Here is a 17,310-nt window from a genome sequence, read left to right on the forward strand (position 1 = left end):
TATACCTCCTCCCGTTTCAAAAACATCTTTTAATCCAAACCAACCTACCTTCCCCAACTATGAAAAGGAACCTGTTTACACTTATCATAAGCATTTTCACTTTTACCCAGACTTTTGCCCAATCAGAATCACCCTATAAAACCTCCTTCAAGGTAGATGCCCCTGTTACCGCCGTTGGCATGGGCTTAAGCGGATTAGGTCTTTACCTGATGCAGCAGAAAGAGCCTTTCACCGAGGCAGAAGCCATGAACCTGCGGAAGAGCGATGTCAACAGCTTTGACCGCTTCTCGGCCGGAAACCATAGCGAAAGCGCTAAAAAGGTAAGTGACTTCATGCTGTATGGCTCTCTGGCAGCCCCTGGGCTATTGCTGTTTGACTCCAAGATCAATAACAACACGGGTCAACTGTTGGCATTGTATGTAGAGACCATGTCCATCACAGGAACCATTTTCACCATGAGCTCCGCCGCGTTTCCCAGGGCCCGGCCTTTGACGTATAGCCCCGAGGTGGAAATGGGCCAGAAGACCCGCGCCAACTCCCAGAACTCTTTCTTTGCCGGGCACACGGCGGCAGTGTCTACCATCTCCTTCTTCACCGCCAAGGTTTTCCATGACTATAACCCAGATTCTCCGGCGCGTCCGTTTGTATGGGCTGGCGCGGCCCTTGTACCCGCTGCAGTAGGTTACCTGCGTCTGGAGGCCGGAAAGCACTTCCTCAGCGATAACCTGGTAGGTTACGGAGTAGGCGCAGCCGTAGGTATTCTGGTGCCGCAGCTGCACAAGAAAAACAGCGGACTCTCCATCTCGCCCAGCGTGATCCCGGTACTTGGCCAGAATCTTGACGGAGTAAGCCTGCAATATAAATTCTGATGAAACGCCTGCTTCTTCCATATCGGTACCTGTTGGTACTGGCGGCGCTACTGCAGTTTGCGGGAGGCCCGGTGCAGGCCCAGAGCCAGGAACGATTGTACCACACAGACCTGCTCCGCGATGGCCTCATCACCGCCGGCGGCGTAACCATGGCTGTGACCGGCTCCATGCTGCTCACCAACAAGAAGCAGCTTACCGAGGAAGACCTGAGGAACATTGACAAAAGCCAAGTAAACAAGTTTGACCGGTGGGCTGCGGGCAATTACAGCAAGAAAGCCAAAGACGCCAGCGATATCTTCTTCTACACCTCCTACTTTGTGCCATTACTTTTCTTAGCGGATAAAGAAGCAGGCCCGCACGCCAAAGACATCTTTTTTCTCTACGCCGAGACAGTTTCCCTGGCCGGAGGAGTGTACGCGCTGACTGCCGGACTCACTAACCGGAAAAGACCCAACGTCTACGCCACTGATGCACCACTGGAGGAACGCCTGCACAAGTACGCTGAGAACTCCTTTTTCGCAGGCCACACGGCGGCTACTGCCAGCGTTGCCTTTTTCACCGCCAAGGTCTTTCATGACCTGCACCCAGATTCTCCCTGGCGACCGGTAGTGTGGGGAGTAGCGGCTGCTTACCCGGCTACAGTTGGCTATCTGCGGCTAAAGGCTGGTAAACATTTCCTCAGCGATAACCTGGTGGGTTACGCCGTTGGGGCGGGCATTGGTATTCTGGTACCGGAACTCCACAAGAGAAGCCGGGAAACCAGTTGGCGATTGGTGCCAGCCACCGAGCAGCTCCCCGGCCAGTCTCTGCAGGGCGTGGCACTCACCAGACGTTTTTAGGCTATATTTTTCAAAAAGCCCTATAAAACAGGAAAGCCAGCCTCCATGGAGGCTGGCTTTCCTGTTTTAAGTTAAGATTCTATTTCGGGGCCGATTGGTTTAAATTGGTTTCAAACAGCTTCAGAATACGCTTGTACTCATCGGTCCAGCTGCTTGGCTCCACGAACCCATGGTCTTCTATTGGATAAACGGCCAACTCCCAATTCTCCTTCTTCAGCTCAATCAGGCGCTGCGACAGCCGCACGATGTCCTGGAAATGCACGTTGGTGTCTACCATTCCGTGGCACATAAGGAGGGCACCTTTCAGGCCTTCGGCGAAGTAGATGGGCGAACTGCGCACGTAGGCTAGGCTGTCATTCTGCGGTTCGTTCAAAATGTTGGAGGTATAGCCGTGGTTGTAGTGTGCCCAGTCCGTTACGGACCGCAGGGCAGCGCCGGCGGCGAAAACATCGGGCTGGGTAAACATGGCCATGAGCGTGATGAAACCGCCGTAAGAACCGCCGTAGATCCCGATGCGCTTAGGATCTACTTGGTATTTCTCCACCAGCATCTTGGCGCCGTCTACATGGTCGCTGAGGTCTTTGCCGCCCATGTGCCGATAAATGCCTGTCCGCCAGTCACGGCCGTAGCCCGCGCTGCCGCGGTAGTCAATGTCCATCACGGTATAGCCTTTGTCCACCAGCAGGTTGTGGAACATGTATTCTCTGAAGTAAGTGCTCCACCATTTATGGGCGTTCTGCAGGTACCCCGCACCGTGCACAAAGATCACCGCCGGACCGCTGGCAGTTGCGTTCTCCGGCTTGTACAACCTGGCATGGACATCGGCCCCGTCCGAGGCTTTGAAGGTGATTACCTCCGGCTCGCGCCATGGATAGGCATTGAATTCCGCCGTAGTAGATTTGGTGATCTGCACCGGTTTAGCGCCGGGCTTGTTCTCCATGAGGTACAGCTCCCAGGGCTTGTTGGAATAGGAATAGCGGATGGCCAGGTTCTTTTCGTCCGGGGACATGGTGACCTCATGGGCGCCCATCATGCGGGTGATCTGCTCCATTTTGCCGCCTTTCAAAGGCATTCGGTAGAAATGCTGCTCCCCCGGGTGCACCTGATTCGTGGTAAGATACCAGTACTTTTTGTCTTGGGACATCTGCAAATTGAGCACCTCAAACTTACCGCTGGTAAGGGCAGCTTTCTTTCCTGAGGTGGCGTTGACCGTGTACAGGTGAGCGTAACCGCTTTCCTCAGACAAGAACCACACGTTCTCGCTATCGGGCATCCAACCGATCTCGCCGGCGCCGTAGCCGTTAATCCAGGCTTCGTCATGCAGGCGGTCCAGCACTTTGATGGCGCGGGTAGTCGGGTCAAAGGCCATGATCCAGCGGTCTTTGTTATCATGTGATCTGGCCACCAGCACCGCTTTCTTGCCATCCGGTGAATAATAAGGCCCAAACATCATGACCTTCCGTACCTCAGCGGCAGAACGCACAGAATCGGCTTTGGACTGTTTCTGGTCTTTGAGGTAAGCGGGTCTGTCCAGAATGCCGGGCAGCGATTTGAAGGAGACCAGGTAAGTGGTATCCAGCCGCGTATCATAGAGCCCCAGTTCATACGTGGCCTGGTCATCGCCTACCTTGGTGCGGGTAGGAATCTCCTCGGTGTAGCCCGATGCCGTCACATAGTTGGGCACCTGCGCAATTTTGCCGCTTGCCGGCCTGGTCACCAAACGATAGGTGATAAACCGCTCATCGGGGCTCAAAATTATATTGTCCACTGATTTATCCTCGATGTAAATCTCTTTGGGCCGGTTCCTGGCGGTTTCTTTCTGCGCCAGACGCTGCTGCCGACGTTCTTCTTCCCGTTTCTGGATGATCTGCAACAGTTCTGTTTGCTGCGCCTGCAGGAAACGGTCCTGCTTGTCTTTTACCAACTCGGGGTCCACGGGCTTTCTGCCTTTCCTGAAATCGGTGAGCTGCCGGGTTTGACCGTTACCTATATTCCAGGCGTAGAGATTACCATCTTTCACGTAGGTGATTTCCTGCTCGTCAAAGGTAAACGCCGGCGATGACTCCCGCTCCACAGTTTTGGTGAGCTGGCGCAGTTTGCCGTCCTTCACGTTCACCAGGAAAAGGTCGCCGCCGCGCTCGTATAACCGCATGGTGCGTTTCTGGTTAAAGACGCCGCCGGGCGTGAACAGCTTTTTCCGGTCCACCGCCGATACTTTGCTTACTTTCTTGCTGCCCGCCTGCACCGTGTACAGCGAGTCGCGCCGGGCTTTCTCAGGATTCCACTGGAAGTAGACCTGCTTGCCATTATCTGACCAGTAGACACTGCTGGGCGAGGTACCGATCCACTGAGCCGGGTCTTGCATGATTTTATCCACAGTTAGCGTAGGCTTGTTCTGGGCCTGGCTCTGCAAGAATGAAAATAAAGTTAGGGTCCCTACTACAAGGGATTTGGTGAAAGTGTGCATTTTCAGCTTGTTTTCTGGAAAATGGGTTAAAAACGGAAACGTCCCCAGGAGGCGACAAACCTCATGCAATCCGAAGCTTGCCTCAAGCTGATTTCGCCTTCTTTTTCACGAAACAAAGCAAAAACAGCCTGAGACACTTTAGTGGGATTGGGTCCGGAACTTCTACACTGCGATGGAAGGATGCTTCTTGTGGAAATCGGTTTTGTCCTGGTACTCCTTCACGAAGGCCAGCAACTCCGCCTCGCCAAATAACTTCCCGATGAAAGTGATAGTGGTAGGTCGGTTTTGGTTCGTGAAGCCGTTGGGGATCACCACGCAGGGGTGCCCCGTCAGGTTGGTGACCACCAGGTTGCTGCTGGCAAAAGACGGAGACACGTACACGTCTACTTTCTGCATGAGCTTGTCCATTTCCTGCACCAGTTGGTAGCGGACCCGTTGAGCCTGCAGGTATTCCACCGCCGGGATAAACCGGGCGCTCCGGAAAGTGTTGGGCCAGGCGTTCCGGTCCTGGTTCACCATCTGGTCTACTTTCCCATTCAGGGTGATCTGCTCAAAAGCGGCCGCGCCTTCCACTGAGATGGTCATCACCAGGTCATTCACCGGCAGCTTGGGCAGGTCCATGGGGATAAGCTCGTGACCGGCCTTTCTCAGCGCCTCCAACGTGGCCTGGTCCTGGGCTTTGAACGGATAGTCTTTGTCAAAATCGCTCTTGAGGTACCCGATGCGCAGTTTCTTCACATTGATGCTAGGCGAGTAGTTGAAAGGTGCCTCATACACCGACTGGTCCTTGCCGTCCGGTCCGTAGATGGCATTGAAAACGATGGCGCAATCCTCCACCGATCTGGCAATAGGCCCGATCTTATCCATGGACCAGCTCAACGCCATGGCGCCGTGCCGGCTTACCCGCCCGTAAGTGGGTCTCAGGCCCGTAGTGCCGCAGGCGGTGGAAGGAGACACAATAGAACCCAAAGTCTCGGTGCCGATAGCAAATGGCAGCAAGCCCGCCGCTACCGCTGAGGCTGAACCCGCCGAGGAGCCACTGGAGCCACGGTTCAGGTCCCAGGGGGTCCTGGTCTTGCCGCCGTACCACACATCGCCCATGGCCAGCTCGCCTAAAGTGGTTTTGGCTACGAGCACCGCCCCGGCCTCGTGCAGCCTCTGCACCACGGTGGCATCTTCGTCTATGACCTGATCTTTGTAGGGCACCGAGCCCCACGTGGTTTTATAGCCTTTGGTGTTCAGCAGATCTTTCACCCCATACGGGATGCCGTGCAGTAGACCTTTGTAATTACCGGCTTTGATCTCGGCATCGGCCTGCTGGGCCTGTTGCAGGGCCAGTTCCTCGGTGAGCGACGTGACGCAGTGCAGTTTGGTATCGTATTTCTTTAATCGGGCTAAAAAGAACCTGGTCAGCTCCACCGAGGAGATTTTCTTAGTACGCACCAGCTCAGCCAATTCCCGTACCGTGTAGAACGCCAAATCCTCCTGATTGCCGGGCAGGCTCACCTTCCCGGCGTCCGAGGCCTTGAACGCTTTTGACTCCTTCTCAAACCTAAACCCAACCGGCAAAGGGTTGAATATAAGGGCCGGTGGCACGCTGTTGTCCAGTTTGGCTTCCCTTAACCTGCCATAGCTTTTCCGGAGATCGGTTAGCTCCGCCAGGGCGGTATCCAGTTGCGCGGGCTTGAAGTTGAGGCCAAGCAACTGCTGAGCGCTCTGCACCATGGGCACCGTGATCTTCTCCATTTGGGCCTGTTTCCCGAAAAACGCCCCAGAAACGAAAAGGACTCCGCCGAAAGCCGACAGCGTTAAAATTCTATTCAGATTCCTGATCATGCTAATTTCTCTATGTGCTCTTTTTGCCATGACAATTTAGGCCAAAGTTTAGGACTTTCTAGGCTTCCATGGTGGTTTAGGCCTAACCTATAATAAAAAAGCTGCCCATTATGGGCAGCTTTTTGGAAAAAAGAAGGCTATCCGTTTGGATAGCCTTCTTTTTTTTATCTCACCTTATTGCTGTTGAGCTGCAGTAGGTTGATAAATAGAAACATAGAATGTATCATAATTTGGAGAAGCTTTTAATTCTTCGTTTCCATTTAACCGAAGTATGATACTCCTTGTAGAACCCGGTGCACTGCCTCCTGCAATTGGTCTGATTAAGATATAACCCTGTGATTTATTTGCAGGAATTACCACTTTACCATTTGCATTGCTATCGTCAAAAGTATAGTCAGTTCCCTGAACTGCAGTACTTGTAGACAATACTTCAAAATTAAGGACTGTTTCAGTGCTTTTTTGAGGACCAACTAATTGAACCAATACACTGTCTACTGCTCTAGCACTGAAAGTAGTTCTAGTTCCAGCCGCACTAGTATGAGCGTAGGCTGTAGGAGTGATAAACCTGGAAGTGTCAGTCTGAACGTTTGCTGCCGGAACAGTTAACACCCCTTCTCTACGTAAAACAGAAGTCAGTTTCCCTAGGGTCTGGTTTTTAAACTCAACCACTGAAGGCCCTTGGTATTTTAAAGCCTCTTCACCCTCTTCTGGCAAGCAACCGGCTAGAAGAAAAGCCCCAGCTATAAGTAAAAATGCGTATCTAAATATTTTTCTCATTGTTAATGTCTGTTGGATTAATAACCTGGGTTTTGAGGAAGACTTGGGTTCAAAGTCACTTCAGCAGTAGGAATTGGTGCCAAGATTCTGTAATCATCTGGTGCAATCAAACCAACCGCAGTAGCTGCCGGTTTAGTAATACCTTCGCCCCAACGTTTCAGATCAAACCATCTATGCCCCTCAAAGAACAACTCCCTTCTTCTTTCGTCTTTGATGTACTGAAACAATTCACCTTGTGTAGCAGGGATAAGCGCTGCTGAGTTTCTGCTGGTTTTCAAAGTTGTTAACAATGCAACAGCATCTGCTAATTCACCTTGCATCACGTGAGCTTCGGCTAACATCAAAAGAACATCTGCATATCTGATGATCTTAATGTTATCTGTGTAGGCACCATTGGCAGCATTATACTTGTTAGACCAAGTATATGTCACGTTACCTGAGGTTGAAGAGGCACTTCTGAAAAACCAGTTCTTTCTTACATCAAGAACAGTGGCCTGGTTAGAAAGAGTAGGGTCTAAACCAAATAGAGCCAGTAGTTCTGCAGAAGGAGTTTGCCCACCATAAGTAGAAACGTTCGCCGTTCCAGAAAGAGGAGTGTTTCTTCCGTTTGGCTGAGTATAGGTGAATGGGCTGTCATTTACACCTAAAACTCCAGCTACTTCCGTGGCCTGAACGAAGTTCAATTCAAACAGGGACTCTGGGTTAGGAACGGTGTTAAAGGCAGCTACAATATTAGGAGCAAGGGTAGCATTGGTATTGGCTAAAGCAAACTTCAGCTGCTCTTCCGCTTCGGCCCATTTCTCCCAGTACAAATAAACCTTTCCTAATAAAGCATGCGCCGCTCCCTTGTTCATATTATACCTAGCACCAGAAGTACCAGCAGCATCTAGAACTGGAATAGCAGCTTTTAAATCTGTTTCAATTTGGGTATAAACTTCAGTCACAGTAGCCCGAGGTGTCATAGTTGCATCTTGAGGCGTATTTGTAGGAGCTAGCCTTAATACTACGCTCTTGTTGAAGCCCGCTCCGGTACCTGATGCAGGAATTTTGTTTGGTTCGTATCCATATATACGTGCCAAATCAAAGTAAACCATGGCTCTTAACGCCAAGGCTTGCGCTTTTACCTGGGCCTTTCCAGCTTCCTCAGAAGCACCAACGCTTAAGTTATCAATATTGGCAATGATTGTATTCAAATCATTGATTGTACCGTAAGCAGTTCCCCAAATTCCAAAATGAGAGTTTCTGGTGTTTCTGTTTACTCCGGTGTAGCGCCCGCTGGCCTGTGATGTTTCTGTGAAGATGTTATCTGACAGTGCATCACCTAATAAAGCCATGTCTCTACCCCAATAAGTAAAAGACTGGATTCTATCATAGGCAGAGGTTAGTACAGCTCTGTAGCTTCCCAGAGTAGACAAGGCGGTAGAAGTGGCCAAAGAGGTCTCTGGCTCCACCTCCACTATATCCTCACACGCTTGAAAAGATAAGCCTGCAAGTATAGAAAGTGCGATTATTTTCTTCTTCATGATGAATTAGCGATTAAAATTCTAAGGTGATACCGCCTGTGATTGTTCTTGGATTTGGATAGGCATTCAAGTTGTTTCCAGTGTTTTCTGGATCATCACCTCTGTAGTTAGTGAAAGTTGCCAGGTTGAGTGCTTGAACAAATACACTTGCTCCACTGAACTTAGCTCTCTGAATAAGTGCTGTAGGCAACTTATAGTTTAAAGTAATTTGCTTTAAACGGATGTAGGCAGCATCTTCCACAAATCTTGAAGAAAGGTTTGTGAAATCATATCCACCTGGCTCAACACCACCATCAAATGGACGAGGAACACTGGTTATCTGACCTGGTGTAGTCCATCTTTGCAACTGGCTTCTCACTTGGTTGTCTGTTCCTGAACCAGCCCATTCTAACACCTGTGCAGCTTGCAAATAAGACTCATTTCCATACTGATATTGAAAAAGCACGTCCAAAGAAAGGCCTTTATAGGAGAAATTGTTAGAGAAACCACCGAAGAAAGCTGGGTTTTGATCTCCAACTACTCTTCTGTCATCGGTCTTAGGTGAATAGGTGATATTTCCATTCTTATCGTACCACATTGGCCTACCATCTGCTGGGTTAACTCCAGCCCACTGGTAAGTATAGATCAAATTGAGTGCTCTACCAACTTCATATTGATTGGTGTTCAATGTGGTTCTGCCTTCATTCAGTGCTAACAACTCAGTTCTTAAGAAGCTGATGTTAAAACCGGTTGACCAAGTGAAACCACCTTTGTCAACATTGATTGTACCTAATTGGAATTCAATGCCTTCTGATTGTGCAGATCCTGCATTCTCTAGAATAGTTCCAAAACCAGAGTCAGTAGGAAGCTGTCTTCCTAAGATCAGGTTGGTGTTCTTTTTACGGAACACATCCACAGCTCCAGTGAATCTGTTACGGAACATAGCAAAGTCCAAGCCTAAGTTAATCTGAGCCGACTCTTCCCATTTCAAGTTAGGGTTCTCCAACTGAATTGGTCTAAGTCCTGGATTATTTGCGTATTGTCCACCGTTTCCGAATAGACCAAGAGCTCCAAAGTTATCTTGTGGCTGTACACCAACTACACCGTAGCTAGCTCTTAGCTTTAGGTCATCCAAGAAAGTAACACCTTGCATGAAATCTTCACCAGTTACTCTCCATCCACCAGACACACCATAGAACAAGCCATATTTATTGCTGGCTCCAAATCTCGAAGAACCATCATAGCGCACTGTTACACTACCTAAATACTTAGTCTTGTAATCATACTTGAAGTTTCCGAAGAAACCAGCCTGCTTATACCCGGTGAAAGAAGAAGACGCAGTAGTTGGAGTTGCAGCGCTACCCACCAATTTAAGTAAAGGGCTTGCAAAACCTTGTCCAGCAGCGGAGATAGTAGTATTGTCAACTGAGCGATATTCAAAACCTACCAATGCACCAAGGTTATGGACTTCAGCAAATTTCTTATTGTAGTTTACAGTTGCCTGCGTTGTCCAGTTGATATTTCTTCTGAAGATTTCAGAAGCTGAACCGCCCACACTTGCTCCTACTGGAATATCACCTGGGCGGTAGTTACGATCTTTCACATCAGAAAAATCAATACCACCCAACACTCTGGCACGCAGGCCAGGTATAATGTCATAGTTGAATGCCATGTTACTTACAGACTGCACGATGTCACCCTGCCGATCTTCACGAACAATGTTCTGCACAATATTCAAAGAAGTTCCTACCAATGAAGTATTGAAAGTACCATCTTCATTATAGATAGGGTTTAATGGGGCAGTAAATAAACCACCGGTGAAAGCACCGTTTGTAAAGAAACCAGCGTTAGTAGATGGTCCAATAGCCTGCGAAGCAGTTAGGCCAATGGTAGACTCAAGGGAGAATTTATTATTCAACTTGTGGTCTAAGTTTGCTCTTACTGTTCCTCTGGTAAATGAAGAGTTCAGAACAGTTCCTTCAGTCTTGTTGAATGAGCCAGAAACAAAAAAGCGGGTTCTGTCATCTCCTCCATTCAGCGATAAGTTATACTCCTGGAGCTTACCTTTTTGCTGAATAGCTTTAACCCAGTTGTAAGAAGGAAAATTACCTGGAGTTGGAAGGGTTCCGCCATAATACTCATCAATGGCAGCTTGAACGCCATCAGCGTAGCTTCCACCTACGCGTTGCTCGTAGTTTCCAAATGCTTCTGCTCTAAGCATGAACCACTCTTCTGCATTCAAAATCTCGTAAGGATTGTATGCTTCTGAAACACCGTACTGGGCAGATACTTTAACTCTAGTTGCTCCAGATTTACCACGTTTTGTGGTAACAATCACAACCCCGTTACCAGCCTGAGAGCCGTAAATAGAAGCTGCGGCAGCATCTTTCAAGATCTCGATTGACTCAATGTCAGAAGGGTTAATTGATGAAAGGACGTTGGCTGATGTTTGACCAGACAATCCTCCTGGGCTAACCTGCACCCCGTCAATGATATACAATGGCTGAGTGCTACCGTTGATAGTAGCAGTACCCCTGATATTAACAGTAATACCACCACCGGGCTGACCACCACTAGATACCACCTGCACACCTGCGGCACGGCCTTGCAAGGCTTTATCAAAAGTCTGAGTTGGCAAACTTTCAATTTCAGAGCCTTTTACCGTTGCAATTGCGCCGGTAATCTCACGCTTGTCTTGCACGGCCCCATAACCAGTTACAACAACCTCTGAAAGTTGCCGAGAATCAAGCCCTAACCTTGCATTGATGGTTGATTGAGTACCGATTACAATTTCCTGACTTGTGTAACCAATAAAAGAGAATACTAAAGTACCACCCTCATTTGGCACATTCAGTACATAGGCCCCATTGATGTCTGTTGGGGCAGCGGTAGTTGATCCTTTGAGTTGCACTGTCACGCCAGGCATTCCCTCACCTGTTTTGGCGTCAGTCACTCGTCCTTTTACAGTCCTGGTTTGAGCCCATGCCTGAGTCACAAGCATCAGCAACAAAGCAAAACTGAATAGTAAAGCTTTCTTCATGTGTTTTTTGGTTTGTTTGTAGAGATATATTTTGTTTTGATACCCCAATTTAGATATTCAATCAATATTAACAAATCCCTAACATATTAATTTTCATGTAATAAAGGGTCTCCTAATACCTCACAATCATGTTTTCAGCTTAATCAAAAAATAATATTTCTCGATTTTAAAATTTTACATCCGATATAATAGTAATTCTAAAAATTCAATAACAAGTATTCATAAGTAGTTACAATAATCGCAATCAGCATTCTTTATTGGCTTTTAGGATTTTTTATCAAAAAACCTCGAAAAAAATAGGCAAAGGCTAGATTTGCTCTTAGGCTCATTCTTACACAAACCAGGACATTCAAATCTACTCGAACTTTTATTTCTATAAGTTATTGATTGTTTCTCCACTTAATGAAAGACTTTGCAAAGGACACCTAAGTGGAATAAAGAAGCGTTCCCACTGTATCTTCCTTGATATTTTCTAATTTCATATACTTATTAATCTAAAAATCAAGCACTTGCACTTTAATAAAATCTAACCATTGGCTCTATTATCATATTAAAGTAATACAACATCTTACTTTACCACATATAGGTACAAATCAGCCCTACCTGTTTAGGGCCTAAAGATGATACAAATCAGCTTTATATTTCACTCTACATCTTCCTTTTCATTTAGTTCATATGGATTAAATCGTTTTTACTTTAGATTAAAAAAAATGGCTACTCTTTTAATGAGTAGCCATTTAAAGCATTTCAATTACATGCTAAACATCCATTGGATAAGATATCTGCTTATAGTAACTATTGATTAAGCATAGGATTATTCAGCACCTCAGCTTGTGGAATATCAAATGTAAGCTCATCAGAATTCCAGGAAAATGAGTTATCTGCCTCAAACAGGTGGTTAGATCCTCTTTTAATGGTTCTCTTATTTCTCTTTACAGAAAGGTAAGATTTCCCTTCTCCCCAAAGCTCTATACGAGTTTGCAAGTGAATTTCATCTAAAAGAGCTTGACCTGCAAGTGCATCAACATAAGCATAGTCTAACAGAGTTGTCATCCTTTTTGCTAGAAGAGTTTTGAGTGCGTCTTTCGCCGCTCCTTCTTGGCCTAATCTTGCTTTAGCTTCTGCATTCAACAATAAGAATTCCTCCAGACGCATGTAAACATAATCTGTCTCAATATAGCGTTGTCCACCGATTGTTCTTGCGGGAGCATAGAACTTATTTCTTGGCTGAAGGTTAGTAGAATGGAACTGCCCTTTTCTGATATCGCCTGGCTTTATGGCATCATAGAGGCTCTTATCAATGGTTTTTGGATCTCCAGCCCAGGCGTAGCTATAAGAGTAAACATCTACCTGACCCCACCAAGAAATAAGGTTAAGTCCGTAGTCAAGCACAAGATCCATTCCCCAAATCCAGCTTGGAGATGACAACTTATTAAATCCGGCAATGTCTCTGTTAGTTATCTGCCCTGCAGCATCAAACTGAGCAACAACTTCGTTTGGATTCAATAATCTGTAGCTTGAGTTTGCCAAGATATCATCTGTCAAAGTGACTACCTTTTGCAAATCGGCTTGGGTGCCTCTTGCAGCCAAAGTATAGGCCAATAGTCCCTTAGCTACCGTTTGGTCAACTTGGTTTTTAGCAGTTCTGTTGAAGCCCTGCAAGGCCACAATAGCATCTTCTAAGTCCTTTACAATGAAATTGTAAACTTCTGCAGTACTACTTTTAGCTTGCGCCGGGATGGATGTGGTGTTATAGATTGGTAAAACCTTCTCAGTCCCATCTCCATAACCAGCCGAATAAAACTGGGTTAAATAAAAATAAGCATATGCTCTCATTGCTTTAGCTTGACCCATTAACTGAGTTCTGTTAGCATCTGCTTGAGCAGCATCATTACCCCCCAAAAGATCAATCAGAGTATTTGCAGCAAAAATTACCCGGTAGTAGTATCTCCAAGGCTGGTAAGTAGCATTCAGAGTAAAATCTTTCGTAGCCTGATATCTTGCGATTCCTGAATACCATCCGTAGGTAGTTCCAGCCAAAACCATGTCAGAAGCAAGCATATCAGCATAGATATCGTACCCCTTTTGACCGAAATCATCATGGTTGGTAGTACCACCTGTACCAGTCTGGTACATAGTGGAGTACATACCAGACACGAAAGAATTGAGCAATGTAGGATCGGTTTTCGCCGCTTCCCGGATCTGGTCAAGCGACAACTGCTGGTTAGGTTGCTCTTCTAAGAATTCATCTTTACAGCCGCTGGAAAAAACTGACAAGGCAGCTACGGCTAGTATATATATACTTTTCTTCATTTTAATTAAATTTTGATTCTTAAACCTGCTGTAACAGTAGATAAAGGAGAGTAACGGTACGTGTTTGAACCTCCTGTTTCGGCAGTAGACGGGTTAAAGCCTTGACGGGCGCTATTCAACCATAAATTGTCTCCAGAAACCCATACAGATACACCACCAACGCCAAATCTGCTTGTAAGGCTTTTAGGAAGAGTGTACCCAAGGCGCACGTTATTCAATGCAAGGTAATTTGCCTTAGTAAGGAAACGGGTAGATGCTGCTGTTACGTTGGCATCACGGGCATTTGAAAGACGAGGCACCTCACCGTTACCTGGGTTTTCTGCACTTTGCCATCTGTCAAGGATATCAACATGCCAGTTGTTGCTTCCAACAACACCACTGTGCATTAAACTTGCATATGCACCATCATAGGCGTAACCACCAAGGCTGTAAAGCATTTGTACGCTCAAATCAAATCCTTTATATCCTGCAGATAAGTTAAAGGCACCTCTAACATCTGGAATAGGAGATTTACCAACATACTTCTGGGTAGCTTCGGAATAGGTTTTGGTTGTTCCTACCATAATATTGCCTGCCTGATCTGGGTTCTTGGCCAAGTAATCGGTTAAGCTTGCAATCTGCTCGCCTGTGTTGAAAGCACCGTCCTTGTTTGCATCAATGTAGTGAACGGTCCATCTTCCCTTACCATCCAAAGGATCTACTCCAGCCCATTCACGCATGTAGAAATCAAAGATGGAATGATCTTTAGACCAGCCATAAGTTCCTTGCACATCAATTGCTTTGGGCTGGCCAGTTGCCGGATCAAGTGGCATTTCAGTTATCTTGTTTGTAAACATCTCTCCGTTTACACCCAGATCTAACCTAAAATCCTTTGTTTGCACAAGGTGACCAGTTAAGTCAAACTCAAAACCTTGATTTCTCAATTTACCAGCATTTGAAGTTAAGATAGCATATCCGAGTGACGGAGCTGTTCTAATATCAAATATCAGGTTCTCAGTGTTCTTGATATAGTAATCAAAGGATCCGTCAAGATACTTACCCAGTTCAAACTCAATACCAGTTTGAAACATCTTAGAAGTCTCCCAAGTTAAATCTGGGTTACCCTTTGTCTGGAAAGAGAAACCAGGCTGATTGTTCACATTGTTTACAGAATACAAGTCATACCCTGAGTAAACACCAACTCCAGCTTGGTCACCAATAAGACCGTAGCTGGCCTTTAACTTCAAGGAATTCAAGAAGCTTAAGCTGCTCATGAAATCCTCACCTGAGATAAGCCATGCAGCACCCACTGACCCGAAGGTACCCCACTTTTCATTGATGAATCTTGATGATCCGTCTCTTCTGATAGTTGCTGACAGGAAATACTTCTTAGCGAAATCATAGTTGATTTGCCCAAAGAAACTTTCCAGTTTGTATCTGGTTGTGTAGGAGTTTTGAGTTGGGTTCTTTACAACTGCGTTGCTCAACTCTAAGATATTTGGATCTACTAATCTATATCCCGAAGCAGAGAAAATGTTTTGGCTATAATCTGTTGCCTCATGAGCCGCCAAAATCTCAACTCCTTGCTGACCAAAAGATTTAGAGTAACGCAAGAGATTCAACAAGTTATAAGAGAAACGCTCTGTTCTTGTTAAACCCAATGAACCTTGTTGGCCTGCAGAAGAACCATAGAATTTGTTGTTCAACCAACCATATTTATTATGGTAATACTGTACACCAATTCTGTTTTCAAATGTTAAGCCGTCTATGATTTTGAAATCCAGGTTAGCATTACCATTTATTTCATCACGATTGTGTCTTCTGGTATTATAGGCTGCATCTGCAATTGCGTTGGTCAATCCACCGAAACCGCGGGCGTAGTCTCCTTCTGCACCATAATCATAGATATTGTTGCCAGCATAGTAAGGGTCTGGCATTAATGCACCTGTAGCATCTCTTTTAAATAAAGGATAGATAGATGGCATGTTATCTACAAACCAGAAGATGCTACCTGAATCTTCTGTTTGACCACCTTCATTTGTCTCTGATCTGGCATAATTAAAGTTAAGACCGCCAGTTAACCAGCTTGTTACCTCTTGTCTCAAATTCAAACGAGCTGTTAATCGCTCATAATCTGAGGCCAAAGAATAGCCTTTATCATCTAAATAACCAAAAGAGGTATAGTAACTAGTTCTGCCTGAAGAACCACCCAATTTTACATTGTATTCTCTACGAGCAGCATTTTGGAAGGCATAATCCTCCCAGTTTTCAGGATCGTATTTTCTAGTGACGCCCCCTCTAACAGTTCTAGTGGCCGGATCAATCAGTTCTCCACCGTTTGCCACATTCCACAAGTTGTAGCCAGTTCTTACACCACTATTAGAAAACAAGTTTGTGTTTGCGTAAGTAATACGCGACTCTGGGGTACCGGTATTAGGATAGTTATAGAGTCCTTCCCAACCCAACGCTATATATTGCTCTGGTGATTTGATAGTCTCGTATCTTGGCAATAATTGCATGTTTGTACCAAAATTGGCATCAGCTTCAATGAAAGATTTTGCTCCTCTTCCGCTTTTGGTAGTGATTACCACTACACCATTGGCGCCTCTGGAACCGTAAATGGCAGTAGCTGCTGCATCCTTCAGAACAGTGGTGGACTCTATATCAGATGGGTTAATTGAGTTAAGACCTCCTAAGAAAGGAACGCCATCTACCACATACAATGGGTCGCGGCTACCATTTACGGATCCTAAACCACGAATACGGATGGTGGCAACTGTCCCTGGTTGACCGCTAGTATTAATAACTCTAACACCGGCAACTTCCCCTGCTAAAGCTTGGGATACGTTTGCAACATTCTTCTTTTCTAAGGCAGCTCCACTTACAACCTTTGCCGATCCTGTAAAAGATTGTTGTGTCGCGGTTGAATAACCGGTTACCACAATCTCTTGAATTGCTTCTGCATCAGTAATCAGTCTAACATCAACATTTGATTTTGTTCCAATATTGACTTCTTGATTTTGAAAACCAATAAAGGTAAAAACTAAGGAACCACCTGCGTTAGGCACTGCAATGGAGTAAGCTCCATTGATGTCCGTTGGCGCGGCGGTTGTACTTCCCTTGAGTTGAACTGTCACACCAGGCATTCCCTCTCCTGTTTGTGCGTCAGTCACTCGTCCCGTCACAGTTCTGTTTTGAGCCCACACCTGAGTCACCAGGGCTAAGATCAAAGCAAAACTGAGTAGTAAAGCTTTCTTCATGTGTTTTTGGTTTGTTTGTAAAAATTATTGTTAGAAATCAAATTTAGACCTAAAAGGTATATTAACAAACTCTTAACATAACTTTTCCCTAAAATTTGAAACCTATACACTAAAGAAACGTTTAACGACAGCTTCTAAAAGTCATGTAGTTCAACAAACCCCAGATTCTCAGGCAAAACACATCTACCTTTCTCTAAATCCCTAGTAAAACATGCACCTTCCTTTCTACCTCTTCAATAAAACCCTTTTAACTCTGAAATAAAGGGGGGTTTTCAACAGACACCATCAACCAAATACTTATTATTAAGCATTGGAAATCAAATAATTAAGCGGCTTGAAATTAATTTATCAGAATACACAAAGCAGTCTTTTACTTAAATAAATTATATTTTAAGGGAAATTTATTATATAAATGAAAAATTGAATTT

General features: G+C 45.8%; 9 protein-coding genes. 2 read left to right on the forward strand and 7 right to left on the reverse strand.

Annotation, left to right across the window (positions count from 1 at the left end):
• Positions 1 to 59: 59 nt before the first annotated feature.
• Both J3P34_RS04770 and J3P34_RS04775 read left to right on the forward strand, forming a co-directional pair.
• Entirely contained in the window at positions 60 to 869 is an 810-nt protein-coding gene (locus J3P34_RS04770; protein ID WP_210486666.1) for a phosphatase PAP2 family protein, read from the forward strand.
• Positions 869 to 1,708 carry a phosphatase PAP2 family protein gene (locus J3P34_RS04775; RefSeq protein WP_210486667.1) on the forward strand — a complete coding sequence of 280 codons (840 nt, stop codon included), beginning with the start codon at positions 869 to 871 and terminating at the stop codon, positions 1,706 to 1,708. Before J3P34_RS04770 ends, J3P34_RS04775 begins: the two co-directional genes overlap by 1 nt.
• Positions 1,709 to 1,787: 79 nt before the next feature.
• Here the strand turns inward: J3P34_RS04775 and J3P34_RS04780 are convergent, their stop codons facing one another.
• The 7 genes from J3P34_RS04780 to J3P34_RS04810 form a co-directional block, all read right to left on the reverse strand.
• Positions 1,788 to 4,175, reverse strand: a complete 2,388-nt coding sequence (locus J3P34_RS04780; RefSeq protein ID WP_210486668.1) for a prolyl oligopeptidase family serine peptidase — start codon at positions 4,173 to 4,175, stop codon at positions 1,788 to 1,790.
• 162 nt (positions 4,176 to 4,337) lie between these two features.
• Positions 4,338 to 5,921, reverse strand: coding sequence for an amidase (locus J3P34_RS04785; protein WP_246853532.1), 1,584 nt, complete (start codon positions 5,919 to 5,921; stop codon positions 4,338 to 4,340).
• Positions 5,922 to 6,185: 264 nt separating this feature from the next.
• Positions 6,186 to 6,788, reverse strand: a complete 603-nt coding sequence (locus tag J3P34_RS04790) for a hypothetical protein (RefSeq protein WP_210486671.1) — start codon at positions 6,786 to 6,788, stop codon at positions 6,186 to 6,188.
• A 17-nt stretch (positions 6,789 to 6,805) separates the two neighbouring features.
• Positions 6,806 to 8,311, reverse strand: a complete 1,506-nt coding sequence (locus J3P34_RS04795) for a RagB/SusD family nutrient uptake outer membrane protein (RefSeq protein ID WP_210486672.1) — start codon at positions 8,309 to 8,311, stop codon at positions 6,806 to 6,808.
• A 13-nt stretch (positions 8,312 to 8,324) separates the two neighbouring features.
• The gene (locus J3P34_RS04800) at positions 8,325 to 11,330 is read right to left on the reverse strand and encodes a SusC/RagA family TonB-linked outer membrane protein (RefSeq protein WP_210486673.1); all 3,006 of its coding nucleotides are present in this window, start codon (positions 11,328 to 11,330) and stop codon (positions 8,325 to 8,327) included.
• Positions 11,331 to 12,125: 795 nt separating this feature from the next.
• Positions 12,126 to 13,643, reverse strand: coding sequence for a RagB/SusD family nutrient uptake outer membrane protein (locus J3P34_RS04805; RefSeq protein WP_210486674.1), 1,518 nt, complete (start codon positions 13,641 to 13,643; stop codon positions 12,126 to 12,128).
• Between the two features lie 5 nt (positions 13,644 to 13,648).
• Positions 13,649 to 16,882 carry a SusC/RagA family TonB-linked outer membrane protein gene (locus tag J3P34_RS04810; protein WP_210486676.1) on the reverse strand — a complete coding sequence of 1,078 codons (3,234 nt, stop codon included), beginning with the start codon at positions 16,880 to 16,882 and terminating at the stop codon, positions 13,649 to 13,651.
• Between the last annotated feature and the right edge of the window lie 428 nt (positions 16,883 to 17,310).

Origin of the sequence: Rufibacter aurantiacus (genome assembly GCF_017916345.1) — a bacterium.
Classification (GTDB): domain Bacteria; phylum Bacteroidota; class Bacteroidia; order Cytophagales; family Hymenobacteraceae; genus Nibribacter; species Nibribacter roseolus.

Excerpts from the sequence above, each read along its gene's own strand:
- J3P34_RS04770 (WP_210486666.1), top strand. The coding sequence starts at position 60 with ATGAAAAGGAACCTGTTTACACTTATCATAAGCATTTTCACTTTTACC.
- J3P34_RS04775 (WP_210486667.1), top strand. The coding sequence starts at position 869 with ATGAAACGCCTGCTTCTTCCATATCGGTACCTGTTGGTACTGGCGGCG.
- J3P34_RS04780 (WP_210486668.1), bottom strand. The coding sequence starts at position 4,175 with ATGCACACTTTCACCAAATCCCTTGTAGTAGGGACCCTAACTTTATTT.
- J3P34_RS04785 (WP_246853532.1), bottom strand. The coding sequence starts at position 5,921 with ATGGAGAAGATCACGGTGCCCATGGTGCAGAGCGCTCAGCAGTTGCTT.
- J3P34_RS04790 (WP_210486671.1), bottom strand. The coding sequence starts at position 6,788 with ATGAGAAAAATATTTAGATACGCATTTTTACTTATAGCTGGGGCTTTT.
- J3P34_RS04795 (WP_210486672.1), bottom strand. The coding sequence starts at position 8,311 with ATGAAGAAGAAAATAATCGCACTTTCTATACTTGCAGGCTTATCTTTT.
- J3P34_RS04800 (WP_210486673.1), bottom strand. The coding sequence starts at position 11,330 with ATGAAGAAAGCTTTACTATTCAGTTTTGCTTTGTTGCTGATGCTTGTG.
- J3P34_RS04805 (WP_210486674.1), bottom strand. The coding sequence starts at position 13,643 with ATGAAGAAAAGTATATATATACTAGCCGTAGCTGCCTTGTCAGTTTTT.
- J3P34_RS04810 (WP_210486676.1), bottom strand. The coding sequence starts at position 16,882 with ATGAAGAAAGCTTTACTACTCAGTTTTGCTTTGATCTTAGCCCTGGTG.